The 16,304-nt window shown below is 37.4% G+C and carries 15 protein-coding genes, 1 pseudogene and 1 riboswitch; of the genes and pseudogenes, 5 read left to right on the forward strand and 11 right to left on the reverse strand.

Translation table 11 applies throughout. The annotated features are described in order from the left end of the window. Positions 1-57: 57 nt before the first annotated feature. Positions 58-621 carry a GNAT family N-acetyltransferase gene (locus LS684_RS12195; protein WP_233806321.1) on the forward strand — a complete coding sequence of 188 codons (564 nt, stop codon included), beginning with the start codon at positions 58-60 and terminating at the stop codon, positions 619-621. Between the two features lie 95 nt (positions 622-716). Here the strand turns inward: LS684_RS12195 and LS684_RS12200 are convergent, their stop codons facing one another. After that, entirely contained in the window at positions 717-1,493 is a 777-nt protein-coding gene (locus LS684_RS12200) for a hypothetical protein (protein WP_233806323.1), read from the reverse strand. A gap of 236 nt (positions 1,494-1,729) precedes the next feature. Beyond that, positions 1,730-1,882: a DUF2639 domain-containing protein gene (locus LS684_RS12205; RefSeq protein ID WP_233806325.1), complete on the reverse strand. Its 153-nt coding sequence runs from the start codon at positions 1,880-1,882 to the stop codon at positions 1,730-1,732. A 160-nt stretch (positions 1,883-2,042) separates the two neighbouring features. Here LS684_RS12205 and LS684_RS12210 point away from each other — a divergent pair, with 160 nt between their 5' ends. Next, positions 2,043-3,413 (forward strand): MATE family efflux transporter, encoded by a 1,371-nt coding sequence (locus LS684_RS12210; protein WP_233806327.1) that lies wholly within the window; start codon positions 2,043-2,045, stop codon positions 3,411-3,413. Positions 3,414-3,463: 50 nt separating this feature from the next. Here the strand turns inward: LS684_RS12210 and LS684_RS12215 are convergent, their stop codons facing one another. The 3 genes from LS684_RS12215 to LS684_RS12225 form a co-directional block, all read right to left on the reverse strand. Then, positions 3,464-4,981 carry an HD domain-containing phosphohydrolase gene (locus LS684_RS12215; protein WP_233806329.1) on the reverse strand — a complete coding sequence of 506 codons (1,518 nt, stop codon included), beginning with the start codon at positions 4,979-4,981 and terminating at the stop codon, positions 3,464-3,466. Positions 4,982-5,216: 235 nt separating this feature from the next. Further along, a complete protein-coding gene (locus LS684_RS12220; RefSeq protein ID WP_233806331.1) occupies positions 5,217-6,536 on the reverse strand; it encodes a TrkH family potassium uptake protein in 1,320 nt (439 codons plus the stop codon). 158 nt (positions 6,537-6,694) lie between these two features. Further along, a riboswitch (cyclic di-AMP (ydaO/yuaA leader) is annotated at positions 6,695-6,829 on the reverse strand. 156 nt (positions 6,830-6,985) lie between these two features. Continuing rightward, positions 6,986-7,762 (reverse strand): SDR family oxidoreductase, encoded by a 777-nt coding sequence (locus LS684_RS12225; protein WP_233806333.1) that lies wholly within the window; start codon positions 7,760-7,762, stop codon positions 6,986-6,988. A 235-nt stretch (positions 7,763-7,997) separates the two neighbouring features. On the opposite strand from LS684_RS12225, the gene LS684_RS12230 reads away from it, so the two are divergent. Both LS684_RS12230 and LS684_RS12235 read left to right on the forward strand, forming a co-directional pair. Further along, a complete protein-coding gene (locus LS684_RS12230) occupies positions 7,998-8,498 on the forward strand; it encodes an Hsp20/alpha crystallin family protein (RefSeq protein ID WP_233806335.1) in 501 nt (166 codons plus the stop codon). A 16-nt stretch (positions 8,499-8,514) separates the two neighbouring features. Continuing rightward, complete coding sequence (locus LS684_RS12235; RefSeq protein ID WP_233806337.1) at positions 8,515-8,991, forward strand: Hsp20/alpha crystallin family protein; 477 nt, start codon at positions 8,515-8,517, stop codon at positions 8,989-8,991. Positions 8,992-9,185: 194 nt separating this feature from the next. On the opposite strand, the gene LS684_RS12240 is transcribed toward LS684_RS12235, so the two are convergent. From LS684_RS12240 to LS684_RS12260, 5 genes are all read right to left on the reverse strand, one after another. Continuing rightward, the gene (locus LS684_RS12240; RefSeq protein WP_233806338.1) at positions 9,186-9,932 is read right to left on the reverse strand and encodes a CAP domain-containing protein; all 747 of its coding nucleotides are present in this window, start codon (positions 9,930-9,932) and stop codon (positions 9,186-9,188) included. Between the two features lie 624 nt (positions 9,933-10,556). Continuing rightward, positions 10,557-11,030 carry a FixH family protein gene (locus LS684_RS12245; RefSeq protein ID WP_349293054.1) on the reverse strand — a complete coding sequence of 158 codons (474 nt, stop codon included), beginning with the start codon at positions 11,028-11,030 and terminating at the stop codon, positions 10,557-10,559. 31 nt (positions 11,031-11,061) lie between these two features. Then, a complete protein-coding gene (locus tag LS684_RS12250) occupies positions 11,062-12,468 on the reverse strand; it encodes a sensor histidine kinase (RefSeq protein ID WP_233806339.1) in 1,407 nt (468 codons plus the stop codon). Then, entirely contained in the window at positions 12,468-13,148 is a 681-nt protein-coding gene (locus tag LS684_RS12255; RefSeq protein ID WP_233806340.1) for a response regulator transcription factor, read from the reverse strand. The genes LS684_RS12250 and LS684_RS12255 overlap by 1 nt, the downstream gene beginning before the upstream one ends. After that, positions 13,145-14,131 carry a YncE family protein gene (locus LS684_RS12260; RefSeq protein WP_233806341.1) on the reverse strand — a complete coding sequence of 329 codons (987 nt, stop codon included), beginning with the start codon at positions 14,129-14,131 and terminating at the stop codon, positions 13,145-13,147. The genes LS684_RS12255 and LS684_RS12260 overlap by 4 nt, the downstream gene beginning before the upstream one ends. A 160-nt stretch (positions 14,132-14,291) precedes the next feature. On the opposite strand from LS684_RS12260, the pseudogene LS684_RS12265 reads away from it, so the two are divergent. Further along, positions 14,292-14,517: pseudogene (locus LS684_RS12265) on the forward strand (IS110 family RNA-guided transposase); the annotation flags it as partial. Between the two features lie 508 nt (positions 14,518-15,025). Here the strand turns inward: LS684_RS12265 and LS684_RS12270 are convergent. Then, positions 15,026-16,288: a glutamate-5-semialdehyde dehydrogenase gene (locus tag LS684_RS12270; RefSeq protein WP_284701561.1), complete on the reverse strand. Its 1,263-nt coding sequence runs from the start codon at positions 16,286-16,288 to the stop codon at positions 15,026-15,028. Positions 16,289-16,304 lie beyond the last annotated feature (16 nt).

Raw genomic sequence — 16,304 nt, forward strand, 5'->3', positions numbered from 1 at the left:
TCGAAGCTGCTTTTTTGTTGTGCAATCGCGACTGCCCTAACATTGGAGGGATAACACATGCTCAAGAAACGTGATTTTCACGATTGCCACGATCTTTATGATCTAATGATTCACCCTGACGTCTTTCCTTATGTCCGTCAAAAAGCTTATTCGTATGATGAATTTTTATTTGTAACGAAGCAAACCATAGAAGCTGAAGATCGTGGTGAGCTTATTTCACGTACGATTCTTGATGAATGGGGCGCTCCAATTGGGACGATTAATCTATTTGATATTCAAGACAACGCTGGTTTTTTAGGCACATGGATTGGCAAACCCTATCACGGCAAAGGATACAATAAGTTAGCAAAAGATGCCTTTTTTGAAGAGCTTTTCTATGAAACAGGAATCGAAACGATTTTCATGCGCATCCGCAAAGAAAATGTTCGATCACAGAAAGCTGCAGAAAAACTTCCATATGTCATCATGGCCAATGAATCAAGAAAATCAATCCTTGATCAATTAAATGCCAATGGCGACATTTACAACTTATACGAAATTCCAAAAGACTTATATACATTCCATGTATTACGTACAAATGCTCAACCTGCACAAGAATCGTCACAATTATTAGAAGCGTAAATAAGCACGATACTTTCCTGCTTATCAGCAATTCATTCATAAGTAAAATAAACCGTCCCCTTCGGACGGTTTATTTTTTTTAATGCTAAGTATCCTTACAAAACAGTCTTTTCTAAAAATACAATTTTAGCATAGGCTTCTTTAGAAGTAACCCTTGGAAAGTACTTTTCAGAAAGGGATAATACATGCCACTGATTAAGGAGCCTTTGCGGATAGGTAAACCGAGGGTCGTCTTTTTTTGAAAAAGAAACGACCGACTCTTTCACCGTTTTATATTTATGCCATCTTTCAATTGTTTGGGTGATGGCATTCAAACGGTTGAGCTCAAAATCTGGGCTTAGCGGATCATCGGCTGAAAACGCAATACATATTCGCCTTCGATCTAGCTTCCCCATTTGAATTAATTTCTTCAATGCCTCAAAGTCCTGGTATGATAAATGTTTCAACGATTTAGGCAGTAGAATCAAATTCTTATTGTCAAACTCCAAGCTTGTTAATTCTTTTAAATGGGACCATACCCATGTTAAATGGTTCGGAGGAACGCCATTATGGTCTCCCCATAGATCTGCTTCAACACCTGTATAATGAAAACAAGATATATTCTCTTCACTCGCATTCGCAAAAAATGCATCATAATCAATTGCACATTTACTTGAGAACGAAAGAAGTTCATATGGCTCCTTTAAAAAAGAAGCAGAAACGATTTCTTTCAAAAGGAAGTAATATTCGGATAAGTAGGTTGGATAATGCTTGAGAATGTATAAACGTTGCTCTAATAAGGAATTTTCAGCTGTAGACCCCTTGTTATTTTCAAGCTCTCTTCTTACTTCATTCCATATATAGGTTAGTTTATTTGCAATCAATGCTCTCATGATTTCCCCCCTAATGTAAATTAGACTGCACCGCTAATGTAATGTTAACTATATACATTATGAGTAGTGATGAACATTCATGACTTTCCAATCATGAGATATTTTAGAAGATAGTGATTGGTTGTTCATACGGTTATTGGTTTAGGCTCTCTTTACCCTTTCCCCAAAAATACTTGGGGATTGGAGGGATATAAACCAATAAAAAAGAACCAGCTTATCTGGTCCTCTTGACACAATTATTCTTCTGTTCCCTTCATCTTTTCTTCGTAGATTTGTCGAAGAACATATGTCTTATATGATTCTAGTTTCTTTAGCTCTAGGGGATGCTTAGAAATCCCTAATTCTTTTAATTTTTTTACATACCAGCCTTTTGAACCTTGGTAAGCCATCTTTATTCCTCCTCATCAAGCTTGTCTTACATTATATGCACACATAAAAAGCGTTATGATAGGATGGATAAATCAGAAGGCTTAAAATTTGTGGTGGGTTTTTCTTGTACCTATATGATATAATTTCTTTCGTTATTCAAAATGAATCGAGGGAAAGCAAATGGAACAAACTTTTAGTCGTTCTGAAAAGATCAAACAGCTGCTTATGATTTTAGTGCCCATCTTAATTACCCAACTAGGAATCTTTTCGATGAACTTCTTTGATACGACTATGTCTGGTCAATTCAGCCCGGTAGACTTAGCTGGTGTTGCCATTGGCTCCTCTTTATGGGTTCCTGTCTTTACAGGATTAAGTGGAATATTATTAGCTGTTACTCCAATCGTAGCTCAGCTTGTTGGAGGAAAGAAAGAGGAAGACGTAGCTTTTTCAGTTATTCAAGGTGTCTATTTATCTATAATTATGGCAATCATCGTCTTAATAATTGGGTTCTTTTCTCTTAACCCAATCCTACATTCGATGTCAATTACGGATGAGGTACGACGTATCGCATATGAATATTTGATTGCACTTAGCATGGGGATAATTCCTTTGTTTGTATACAATGTTCTTAGATCATTTATTGATGCACTTGGGAAGACTCGTACATCGATGCTGATTACACTTATGTCTTTGCCAATAAATATTTTCTTTAATTATGTGTTGATTTTCGGGAAATTTGGTTTTCCGCAATTGGGCGGCGTTGGTGCAGGGTATGCTTCAGCAATTACGTATTGGCTAATCTCATTGATTTCGATCTTTATCATCCACCGTCATCGACCATTTTCAACCTATGGTGTATTCCAAAAGATATACTCTTTTTCATTCGCTAAATGGAAGGAAATCTTATTAATTGGTATCCCGATCGGATTATCGATTTTCTTTGAGACGAGTATCTTTTCTGCCGTTACATTATTTATGAGTAATTTCGATACCGCCACGATTGCCTCTCACCAGGCCGCATTAAATTTTGCTTCGTTTCTTTATATGATCCCATTGAGCATCTCGATGGCCTTAACCATCGTTGTTGGCTTTGAGGTTGGAGGAAAACGATATCAAGATGCAAAGGAATATAGCTGGATTGGCATTGTCATTGCTGTATTGCTAGCTTTTATCTGTGGGGTATTTTTGTTTTTCCTACGCAAGCAAGTTGCTGGAATTTACACTACCGATCCGCATGTATTAGAGTTAACCGCACACTTTTTACTATATGCGTTGTTCTTCCAGCTTTCAGATGCGATTCAAGCACCTGTTCAAGGAGCATTAAGGGGCTACAAAGATGTAAATATTACGTTTGTTATGTCTCTTATTTCTTATTGGGTTGTTGGACTTCCATTCGGATATTATCTAGCAAACTATACAAGCTGGGGAGCTTACGGTTATTGGATTGGACTCATTACCGGATTAGCAGTCGGTGCAATTACGTTATCTAGCCGCCTAGTCTATATCCAAAAGAAAAAATATCCTTCTAGTATTTCGACTGAATCTAAATAGATCATATAAAAAGGGTACAAATCTTTATCTGATTTGTACCCTTTTTCTATTTACGCATTGACAGCTGTCTTATATTCCTTAGGTTGCTTGCTTTTGATGATTTCAATAAAATGATCGACAAGCTCTCCATCCCATTGCGTGTCTTTACCTGACTCCAGAATATGAAGTGCCTTTTCAATTGACATTCCTTTCCGATACGGTCGGTCTGAAGTCATTGCATCAAAGGCATCTGCAACCGCTATAATCTTTCCGAAATAAGGAATTTCTTCACCCTTTAATCCGTCTGGATATCCTCTTCCATCAATCCGCTCATGATGGGATCTGACCCCAGGTAATAATGCCGTAATCTCATGGGCAGGCTGTACTTGCTTTAGAATATTGACACCGATTAATGGATGAGCTTTAATGAGATCGAACTCTTCATCTGTTAGCTTTCCTTCTTTTAGCAATACCGTATCAGGTACACCAATTTTTCCGATATCATGGAGTAATGCAGTTCGGTAAAGGACGTCTAAATCCGATTTAGCTAGCCCTACAGATCTACCGAGATCATAGGAAAATGATCCAACTCTTAGAGAATGACCTGAAGTATATGGGTCTCTCGCATCCAATGCGGTTGAGAGAGTAGCCATAAAGCTTTCGAGTAATTGCTTATTTGTGTTTTCTCGTTGTTTAATCCCTTCAATCATAAAATTAAAGCCAGAAAACACTTGTGAAAACTCATCCATATAAATATTTGTTTCTAGTAATTGATAGTCATGGTTTTGAACTTTTTTCATACCGGTTTGTAGTTTTCGAATAGGCTTTTCAATGTCTCTTGCCATAAACCTTGCCGTTAAAACAGAAAGAAAAACAGAGATGATTAACACAAGGCTTGCCCATTGCCAAAATAAAAGGATATTCCCATTTGGCATCGATGTGAATTTAATCTGGGCAGCTAATAAAAAGATTAAAATTGGATAAATGCCAATAACTAGAACAGTGATTTGGTACTTTTTTCGAATAGGAACTAATGTGTCAAAATGAGTATCATTACAATTGAAATCACTCGTTAATTTACTCTTAAGTACCTTTCCAATGGGCTGTACCGCTTGAATGGTTAAAAAAAACTCGATTAATGCATGAATACTTGCAAGTAGAAAAGCACCAAAGACCGCATATAAAACAAAAACATTTGGAATTTTAAGTAAGTCTATAGAGATAGATAACTGTGTGAGGGTTACCGCGGGAATAGTGATCCCAAGATAATGTGGTAATAGAATTCGTTTTACCGTTAAATTAGGGAATTTTTGAAGCTGTTTTAAAGCTCTAACAATGATTTCATCCTGTAAAATATCTAGGGTAAATGCTTTTCGAATGGGCTTTAGATGTTTATGCACGAATAATAATTCACAAGTAAACATTACAAACGTCGAAATGATCATAATAAAAGACAAAATGAACATATCTTGCATGGATAACCTTAATGTTGAAAAAATCATAGTGGCGCCTACACCAAAAACCGCCATTAAGGAGCCGAAAAAATAATTTAAAAATAAGCGTTTTAGAAACCTTTGATAAACATCCATAATACCCACCTAGTTATATTATTCAATCACTACCATCTTACCATCTACTACCCCGTTAATCTAGTAATATAGAAGCGTTGTATGTTTGAGACTATAGTGTCCAAAGTCATATTAGGTAACTAAAGACGATGGCGCTTGCCCGCTTGTAATGGGGAGCTACATAGGAAGGTACTCTAATGAGGAGAATTAGCAATTCCTCATCAGAGTGCCTCACATTTCCTATGAGCGTCCTTTCTCATCCTGTTAAAATATCTTCTGTTGGGTATTTATATTTTTCCTTTCGAGGCTTAGCCAGTAAATAAACCAAGGTTAGTGGCCCAAGCTTACCAACATACATAACTAGAATGATGATTAGCTTAGCAAACACGCTTAGAGATGATGTAATGCCCATCGATAAACCTACCGTTCCAAAAGCTGAAACGACTTCAAATAATAAAGTTAAAAAAGGAAGGTCTTCCGTAATATTGAGAATAAGAACGGCAGCCACAACAGCCACAATACTAGTCATTGAAATGGCCATCACTCGAGCAATATAGCTCGCTGGAATGGTCTTACGGAACAGCTTAATATCCTCTCTCCCTTTAAAATAAGTCACAGTGGCCAAACAAATAACCATAAATGTGGTTAGCTTTATTCCTCCGCCAGTAGATGCACTCCCTGCCCCAATAAACATCAGAATAATAATAAAAAAGATTGTCGACTCATTTAAACTACTAATATCAAGCGTATTAAAGCCAGCAGTCCTTGGCGACACCGCTTGAAAATAGGAAGCAAAAAGCTTATCAAACAAAGATAAAGGAGCTAAGGTCTTAGCATTTGCGTATTCTAAAATAAAGATCATTAGCATCGCAACTACATTAATGGCTAAAGTTCCAACAATCATCATCTTACTGTGGAGACTAAGCTTCGAAAACGTATTTTGCTCTTTTAGGTCAATTAATACGGTAAAGCCGATACCACCTATCATAAACAATAAACTAATGACAATATTTATGATCGGATCTCCCACATACCTCATTAAAGAGTCAGGCCATAAAGCAAATCCTGCATTATTAAATGCTGAGATGGAATGGAAAAAGCTAAAGAACAGTCCTTTCTTTAGGCCCCATTCAGGAACCCAGCGAATCGCTAAAAACACCATGGCAATCAGTTCTATCGTAATCGAAAAAAGAAAAAGATTTTTAACAAGCTTTATCACTCCGCCAATATGAACTTGATTCAACGCTTGTTGCATGACTAGACGGTGCTTGAAACCTATTTTTCTCCCTAGCATCATAAAGACCATCACAGCAAAAGACATGATGCCAAGGCCTCCAAGCTGAATTAATATGGCAATAACCACTTGACCGAAAACGGAGAAGTGGGTACCGGTATCTACCACTCCTAAACCCGTGACAGTCATGGCTGAGACAGACGTAAACCATGCATCAATCCATGTAATTGGTTCATTCGTTGAGAATGGCATTTTCAATACAATAGCGCCAACCGTCGTGAAAAATAAGAATATAATAGTTAATAGCTGTGATGGTGTTAATCTGATTGTTTTATTTAACATCTTTAGCCCTTCTTCTAATGGTTTTAGTAACATATACGCCTCGATTTGACATCCTGTTGCCTATTCAAATAAGATAAAACTTCATGTAACAAAGAAAGGATCTATAAAAATCCATAAAAAAACCATTGGAGAATAAGATCCAATGATTGTCATAATCTTGTATCTCTCCTTTCTGCTGACGAGGTTAGCTGTCGGGTTCGGACTGGAGATATGCCCTACTATAATTAGATTCACCCCTGTGAATTGATCACGATGGTTCCCCCGCTCCAAAATGGATTAAGCGAATTTATTCAATTATAGATGAATTTTATTCTGACCATCTCGAATAGTAAAGGGCTAAAAAAGTTCAATTTAGGCAAATAACCACTATGTAAACGCATACAAATAGTTCAATCTCGTATTCTCTTGGCGAATCGTATTAAATCAAAAAAACCGAGGATCCCTCGGTTTCACACTTCTTCTCTAAACACCTTTCCTAGAACATCTTTCCCACCTGTAATCGGAATAATGCTTCCGGTAATAAAACCGGATTTCTCATCAACTAGAAAGGAAACAACTCGTGAGATATCTTCACCCGTACCAGGTCTTCCTACTGGAGAGTTCACATCTTTCAATGTCAGGGCATCTTCTATCGAACATTCCTTCCATTCCTTAATAATATCTCCTGGACATACCATATTACTTGTAATCCCATTTTCCGCTTCTTCAATTGCAATCGTTTTAGTTAATGAGGCGAGTCCTGTTTTCGCAGCAGCAAATGCTGAGCGGAAAATCCATCCTGGTGCTGATTCTACCCGATCAAAGCCAAATGTAATAATCCGTCCCCATCCCTTACTTCTCATTTGTGGAATTAGCAGTTTTGTTAGATAGAATGCACCATTTAAATTCCCATTTATTAAATAGTTCCATTCCTCAAAGCTATAATCTGTTAGCTTTTTTCTATCATATATGTAAGGGCCTGCATTGTGGATAAGAATATCAATGGACGTTATGGCTAGTGCCTCTGACACCATTCTTTGGCAGTCAGCTAGATTGGAAATATCCCCTTGAAGGGTCCAGTTTCTCGTTCCATATTTCTCTGAAAGCTCATTTCCTAATGCAATTGCCTCTTGTTGGCTATTTCTATAATTTACAATTACATTGATTCCATCTTCTGCAAGCTGAAAGGCAATGCTTCGGCCGATTCCTTTCGCTCCACCAGTAATCAAGGCTGTTTTTTGTCTCACTAATTATTACCCCACATTTTTTGTTATTGGCTCTACAAGATAGGATTACCAACCTCATCCTTTTATGATACATGATGAAAGAGCCTTGTCTTTATACCATTATATTAAAAGGAAACAAGGTATATGTGCAAATTATAACTTTTCTAGTGGATGACTAACTTTTAGGCTGGTGTATGCATAAGATGAACTATCAAAAGAAGTCGGCTTTGGTGAACGGAAGAAAGGAGGGGTTTTGATGTTCCCTTGGAATATCTTGCCTTTTAATAAAGATATGAAAAATATGATGCAACAAATGAACCCTCAGGAAATCGAAACCTATGTACAAGATATGATGAAGAAAATGATGCCTCAGCAAATGGATGGTGGATTTAATCCACAGGATATCATGAAAGGCATGAACCCTTTGCAATCAGATGTAGGTGTAGATCAGTCGAAAACGTCGAGCCATACTTCATCTCCTCTAAATGCATCAGTGTATGAAACACATGATTATGTATATGCCCGTATCCCAATTAAACAACGAGACTGGCTAAATCAGCTACGAATTTACCATACGTCAAATCAACTCATTATTGAGCATATTCCCGAGCTAAATGATAAACAAACGATTACATTGCCCACTATTGTCAAAAAGAAAGGATCTACTGCACACTTTAAAGATGAGACGCTTGAGGTGAAAATGCCTAAAAATATCGATTTGCAATACTCAGAAATTGATGTAAATGAAATATTATAAATGTGGAGGGAATGATATGGATCTAGAACAACTCCAAAAATGGGTAGATCTCAGCCAAAAATACCAGCAACGGAATTTTTGGGATCATATTTTTACGATCGAAAACAGCCCAGATCAAGATGTAAATACATCAAGTCATCAAGCAAAATCTTTCTTTAACAAGAAAGAAACGTTTCCCCGTAGTGATATGTATGAAATTGACGAAACATTAATCATTGAATTTGAAGTTCCAGGTGTAAACACTACCGATCTATCTGTTCGTATAGAAGACTCCGCTTTTATTATTGAAGGGAAATGTGAAACATTCAAGCCTAAAGCTACTTATTTTCTAAAGGAGAGATATAACCAAAGGTTTGAAAAACGGATAGCCCTTCCAGTTCCCATTATAGAAAAGGACCTGTCTCATTTCTTTAAGGATGGACTATTTATTATTAAAGCCCCTATTCAGAAAGCTAATCCTTCTGAATCTGTTGTAGAAATACCTTTAGAGTAGTTGAGAATGTGACCCGAGCGGACGGCAATTGGCTCATTGGAATTAGCATGACAGCAAAGCTCCTGACGACGCAGCAAGGCAAACGATACTGGAAAGCAAGCTTATGAATAAACACCCTATACTTTCTAGTATCTCCATTTAACAAATGGGACCGATTGTTAGGTCTCGGTCCCAAACTGTTTAATTTTCCTATGTTATTTTCCGATAAATTGTTGAGTCCAATAGTTTCCTTCTGCTACATAGCCAACACCAATGTGCGTAAAGCTTGTACTCATGATATTTTTACGATGTCCATCACTGTTCATCCAAGCTTTGACTACTGCTTCAGGAGTTTGCTGTCCTTTTGCAATGTTTTCTCCAGCTGAACGATAGCTAATACCAAATTGCTTCATCATATCAAATGGTGAGCCGTAGACAGGGCTTGTATGTGAGAAATAATTATTTGTCTTCATATCTTGTGATTTTTCACGAGCGACCTTACTTAACGAAAGGTCTACTTTCAAAGGTGCAAGACCTTGCTTAGCTCTCTCTTGGTTGGTTAGTTCGACTACTTGCTGCTCATAAGCACTAAGCGAATAGGTAGCTTGATTGTTGTTTGGTGTTTGTTGTTTTTGAGTCTGTTCGGTTTGAGCTGACTCTTGATTAGTTACCGGCGCTGTTGGCTTGTTCAGATCTGCAGATTGTTTAGGCTGTTCAACAGGTTGGTTTGTTTCAGCTTCTGTAGTCTTAATCTCGGCATTTTTCCAACTAGTAGGTAAATGAGAAAAATATTTTTGTAACCAACGATTAATTTGATCATTACTCAATTTCTCGCTAAAAACATACGTTTTTGCTTCTCCCTTTGTTTGTATGTGGAAGGCTGCGTCTGCTTTATCAGCTACTGGATTTGTCATTAATAGGGCCGCTGTTGCAGCGACTGAAAGAACTACTTTTTTCTTCAAAATGATTTCCTCCTTGAAAGGGCATATTGTGTTACCTCCACATCTTAGCACGTGTTTTTTGTCATATTTACGGATAATTTTCCCATAAAAAAATGATAGATTCACAACAACAATCTATCATTCGAATAAACAGTAAGCTTTGCAACGGTTGAGACGATTAAAATAGATTATCCATTCATTTGGGAAAGATGGGGAGTAATTCTTCTATTTCCATTCATTATAGATAAAATAATGATTGACAGCTATGGATATAAGGGCTGAATTTTTACGAATATTTCTGTAAAGTAACAAACATATCAACTTTTCTACTAGTCGCAAAGTAGTTTATTCCAAATACTCACTTAGCATATGGAGGGATAACTTTTATAAAAGAAAAGGCTGTGGTGAATTTCGTTGTTGATTTCTGCTACAGGCACTCCCTTTCCGTGGGCGAACCCGAAAGCATCCTCTTCGCTAACGCTCCTGCGGGGTCTCCCAGAACTGCTTTCCTAAAGGAGTCTCGCACCTCTCGCTACAATCAACTGATTGAAAAAACCAACACTAAGCTATAACACAGCCAAAGAAAAAGGCCAGGAATGTTCACATCCCAAGCCTTTTCCTTACACAATCATGTATGTCTCTTGATTAATGATTACTATGATCTGATCCTTCTTCCGTCTCAGATTCTTCCATATCCATAGAAGAGGAAGCATCTTCTTCAGGTGCGCTTGCCTGTCCGACAACAAATTCTTTCTTCGGCATCATGTGCATGCCTCTTGCGGTTACATGGGAAATGACATAGTAGGTTCCTTCCACATCAAAGGATTTCTCTAGTGAATAGACACCATCTTCCCCTTTTTCGATTTCAATTTTTTCATGGTCTTCGCTATTGGCAAGCCAAATTTCAAAGGTCATTTCATCTGCATCATTCACTTTTTCTTCTCCGTAAGTAACTAATGCTTCGAATGTAACCGGCTCATTTGGCATGACTTTTTCAGAACTTAAGCTTAACTTCACATCTAAGAATGTTGGCTCTTCGTCCATTGGTTCCTGTGAACACGCACCTAATACGAACAATAGTAAAAAAGATAGCATAAATAAATTAGTTTTCTTCATCATAAACTCCTTAATGTAAATATTTGTGGATATTTTAATCATAACGTAACAGCATTGGAAGGACAATGATTACCGTTGTTCCTTTCCCTACCTCACTTTCAAAGCTAAGATCTCCTCCATGTAGCTCAATTATCTTATCAATAATCGCAAGGCCTAACCCTGTTCCTCCATCTGTACGAGTTCTTGCTTTATTTACTCGATAAAAACGATGCTTTATTTGACTTAGATCTTCTTTCGGAATCCCTATACCTGTATCCATAATTTTCAACATACACGTGTCATGTTTTTGAACTAGCTCTATATGAATTCCACCCTTATTTATATATCGAAGAGCATTGTCCATAATATTTTGAATGACTTGTTCAATTCTACCTTCATCAGCTTCGATAATTATGTCAGGGTCTAAATCATAAGAAAAATCTAATTCCCTTTCTTTCATAACTGGTAGATACTTTTGTACCGCATCTTCAATTAGCTGTGCTAATGATAGAGGCATTTTTATTAATTTATACTCATCTGTATCTAGCTTAGTAAGGTCTAATAAATCTCCTACAAGTCTCTCCATTCTTCCTGACTCACGGTACATAAGTTGAAGATACTTCGCTTGATCCTCTTCTGTTTTGACAATATTCTTCATTAAGGCTTCACTATATCCTTTAACATAGCTGATTGGTGTCCGCAATTCATGTGATACATTCGCAAGAAATTCTTTTTTTCGTTCGTCTTCCTTTTGAATAGACGTTGCCATATGGTTAAATGCATCTGCTAACTGACCTACTTCATCGTTGGTTTGACGTTTTACCCTTGCCGTATAATCTCCTTTAGATACACGAATTGCAGCACTTTTCATGTCTTTCAATGGCTTCGTTAAGCGGTTAACTAGCTTGGAGCCAAAGAACAGTGCGAAGACTAAGAAAACCATGGCAAATAGAAGCCATAGAATTGAAAAGTCTTTGGTTAGTTCAGAAATTTTCGCCAATGGTATGTATAAATAAATGATTCCTTCAAGACGGTTCTCATCTACTAATGGAATAATGACAGCGACAATTTTTCGATCAAACCGCTCTTCAAACCCGGTTTTCTGAATAGCTTCTCCTTTTAAGAGCTGTTCCCGTTCTTCTGGCCCAATTAATGCTTCATGGTCGATATCAAAAGGAAGACAAGCACTCAGTTCTCTTGGATTGCTAACAATAAATACATCTGTCTCCGTTTTTGTATTATACCAATTAATCTTTTCTTTTAGTTCATCTGTTAACGGACCACCCGAATAATCTAAAGCTAATCGATTCCCTTCCTCCTGTAACGATGCTTCTATATTCTCAACATACAGTTTTTCATAGAATAAATTAGATAGCAGATAGGAATAAACGATCGTAACCAGAACTGCCGTTGTAATGGTTAACCATAGCTTAGTTGAAAGGCTCCTCGTAAATTCCTTCATCAAGATGGCACCTCGAACTTATAGCCAATCCCCCATACCGTTTGAATGTAATCCGCTTTTCCAAGCTTCATCCTTAACGTCTTTATATGCGTATCAACTGTGCGAAGACTACCGATATAATCCATTCCCCAAATATTTTCAAGGAGCTGTTCTCTGCTTAATGCATGTGATTGATGTTTAATGAAAAATAATAGAAGTTCAAATTCTTTTAATGTTAGTAAAATATTTTCATCTTTGACTAGCACTCTTCTTGCTTTCTTATCAATAGAAATGTCACCTATTTGAAGTGTTTCAAATTCCTGCTTCACACTACCCGAACGACGAAGAAGTGCATGAATGCGTGCAATTAACTCCCCAGGGCTAAAGGGCTTCACTAAATAATCATCTCCGCCGAGCTGCAGGGCTTTCACTTTATCCCACTCTTCTCCTTTTGCTGATAAAAAAATGATGGGAACATTCGAAGCTTGTCTAATCTTTTCGCATACCTCAAAGCCACTACCATTTGGCATCATAATATCAAGTAGGATGAGATCAATCGCTTTCTCTTGATACACCTTTACAGCTTCTTCTCCATTCGCAGCCTGGTAGCATTCAAAGCCAGAGTTTTCTAGATACATTTGAATAAGATGACGCATATCTTCTTCATCATCTACAATCAATACACGAATCGTAGGAATCATTTATTTTCAATCTCCCTTTGAATAATCTGAAAAGGTCCTTTTCCAACCTTAATCGTGTTATGGATAACAAGTGTTTCAGGATCTACAAGGTGAAGATCATCGCTATCGTAGCCTGCAATAACCAATTGATTATGATCTAACATCAACTCAAACGGATTAGCTCCAATTTTAATCGAACCCTCTATGTCTCCATTTACATTCAGCTTATATAGTGTACTTGTTCCATGACTCAGAACAAAAACATATTTTTCGTTCCCCACAAAATTCACGGGCATTAAAGGTGCAGAAATGGTTTTCTTTAACCTACCATCCCTCAAATCATATACATGAATATCCGACTCAATCTCTACCCCTTCACCATGACCACCTATCCAAAGCTCTTGACTACTTTCTTTCAAGAAAGCCCCTGCAGCTGATGGATGAATCATAAAGCTTGAGGATCTTTCTTTTTTGTCAGGATCTATAACTAACAGTTCCTTGTCATGATAGCTGATGACATACAGCTTTCCACTTTTCCTTCCTTCCAATATAGTCAGTGGATTTGTTTGAGAAGTCACTTGTCCAGTCTCTTTTCCTGATAAATTAAAAAAGCGAATTTGGCTTTTTATTTGATCAGCAAATACGATTTCTGATTGATTGTCCAATACGATGGCATTTGCAAGTCCTTTTCCAGTGTCCCAGCTTTCAATTAATTCTCCTTTACTAATGGAGAATAGATCAACGGTCTCCACCTGTTTCCCGTATAGTAATAGCGTATCTTGATCAGGAAGCATCAATCCCCCAGTGTATGGCTTCTTCATTTGCCATTTTGTTAGTTCTTTTTCTTCTTTTTGGTCGATAAAGCTAATTGTCATCTCTTTAATGTTAACTGTAATGAATAGATCTTTCTCAGGTGGAATCTCCTCATATACCTCGTTTGAACAGGCAGACAAACCGAGCGTGAGAAACACTAGAAACAGACCCAATTGTATACTTTTTCTCATTCATTGATACTCCTTTATAAAGGTCACACATCCATTTATTTAAAAAAATTATATCGTAGTTTTGTGAAAAAAATGTGAAATCCCTTTGAAAACTTGATTTGTCCTTACTTTCCATTTTAATTATAAAGGATGTTTAGAAGGAATGCTCTTTCTCCAAAAAAAACGAGGTAATAACAAGCTACGAAAAATCATATTCTTTATGATTCAACCGATGATTAAACTTCGTACTAAGACAAACCCATATTGTAGAGTATTACGACAAATTAAAAACGCAACCTCAAGGAAAGCCCCATAAAGTTGCGTCAATCGCGTGCGTGAATAAATTTTTGAAAGTGGCATTTCATCTCATCACACACAACATTACCTATAATTACGAAGCAGTTTAATCTGTTCGTAAATAAGTTGTTTATACTATACCATACCTGACCTTTCGAAAAAATACACCTCGTTAGGTCTATTTGGCATGGATAAATGATTTTTGAGTGAGAGAACTCCCTCCCCCCCTCCAAGAATCAGTCTTCAAACATATATAAATATGATAAAAAACTCTTGACTAGAGGTAAGAAAGAGGCTGGGACATATCTAAATGACTCCTTCTCAAAAACGAACGATGACTTTATTCAAATAGTTAGGTTGTAAAAACAAGTTCGTTCCACCTGCGCTGCAGACACTTGCTTTCCTCGGAGAGGAAGCTGAGCCTCCTCGCTGCGCTTTGGTGTCTCAGCCTTTCCTCTATTTCCCTTAGTAGTCGAGTGTCTTCCGCTCTATTCACTATTTTTAAAGAATGTGTTTTCCGAACAAACAAAAATACCCGAACTAGTCAAAGAGATAACTCCTGATCGTTCGGATAGTTCATTGACAGAAATACATATGTCCCAGCCTCTTGTATGTCGATTAACGGATCTGTCCATTTCCATGCATTAAGAATTTCACGGTCGTTAGTGAAGGTAATCCCATTGGTCCTCTCGCATGAAGCTTTTGTGTAGATATTCCAATTTCTGCACCAAAACCAAGAGCTCCTCCATCGGTAAACCTTGTCGAAGCATTATGATATAAGGCAGCAGCATCCACTCGTTTCATAAAAATAGCGGCTGTTTCTTTGTTTTCTGTAATAATTGCTTCTGAATGCTTCGTTCCATATCGATCAATGTGTTCGATCGCTTCATCTATATTATCTACTATTTTCATAGCAATATCTAAGCTTAAGTACTCATCCTTCCAGTCCTTCTCTTCTGCAATAGTCGCATGTGGAATAACGGAAACTGCATACTCATCACCATGGACAATGACATGTTCTTCATCTAGCTTCTTAATGAGTGCTTCTTTATGGTTCTCGAGCCAATTTCGGTGAATGATCACCGTTTCAGCTGCATTACATACAGCAGGGCGAGCTGTCTTGGCATTCACAAGAATGTTTAATGCCTTCTCTTCATCTGCTTCATGATCAATATAAATGTGACAATTTCCAACACCTGTTTCTAATACTGGTACGGTTGCTTCATTGACAACAGCACGTATTAAAGAGCCACCGCCACGGGGAATTAACACATCAATGTGCTCATTCATGGTGAATAATTGCTTGGTTGTTTCTCGATTCCTACTTGAAACAAATTGTACCGCTTCTTTAGGAACCTTTGTCTTCTCAAGCGCTTGATGAATCACTGAAACTATGGCTTGATTCGAATGAATCGCAGAAGAGCCTCCCTTTAGTACAATCCCATTTCCAGACTTTATTGCTAGACCCGTTGCATCGACTGTTACATTTGGCCTAGCTTCATATATCATCCCAATGACACCAAGGGGAACTGTCACCTTTTCGACAACTAATCCGTTTTCTAGTGTCCAGTTGGATAACGTCTCGCCTGTCGGATCCTTTAAGCGAGCTACTTCACGGAGCCCATTAGCAAACTCATAGATTCGATTTTCCGATAAGGCCAAGCGATCCATAAATGCTGTTTCATAACCTTCTTTTCGTCCATTTGCCAAATCCTTTTCATTTTCATTTAATATATATTCATATTCTTTCTCTAACCGATCCGAAATGGCTATTAATGCTTCATTTTTCGCTTCTGTTGTTAATAAACCTAGCGTTTTTGCTGCTTTTTTTGCTTCAATGGCTTGAGCTTCTACATTGATATCATTTGATATAATCGGCATATCAAACCTCCTCCAT

It is taken from the genome of Cytobacillus spongiae (assembly GCF_021390075.1).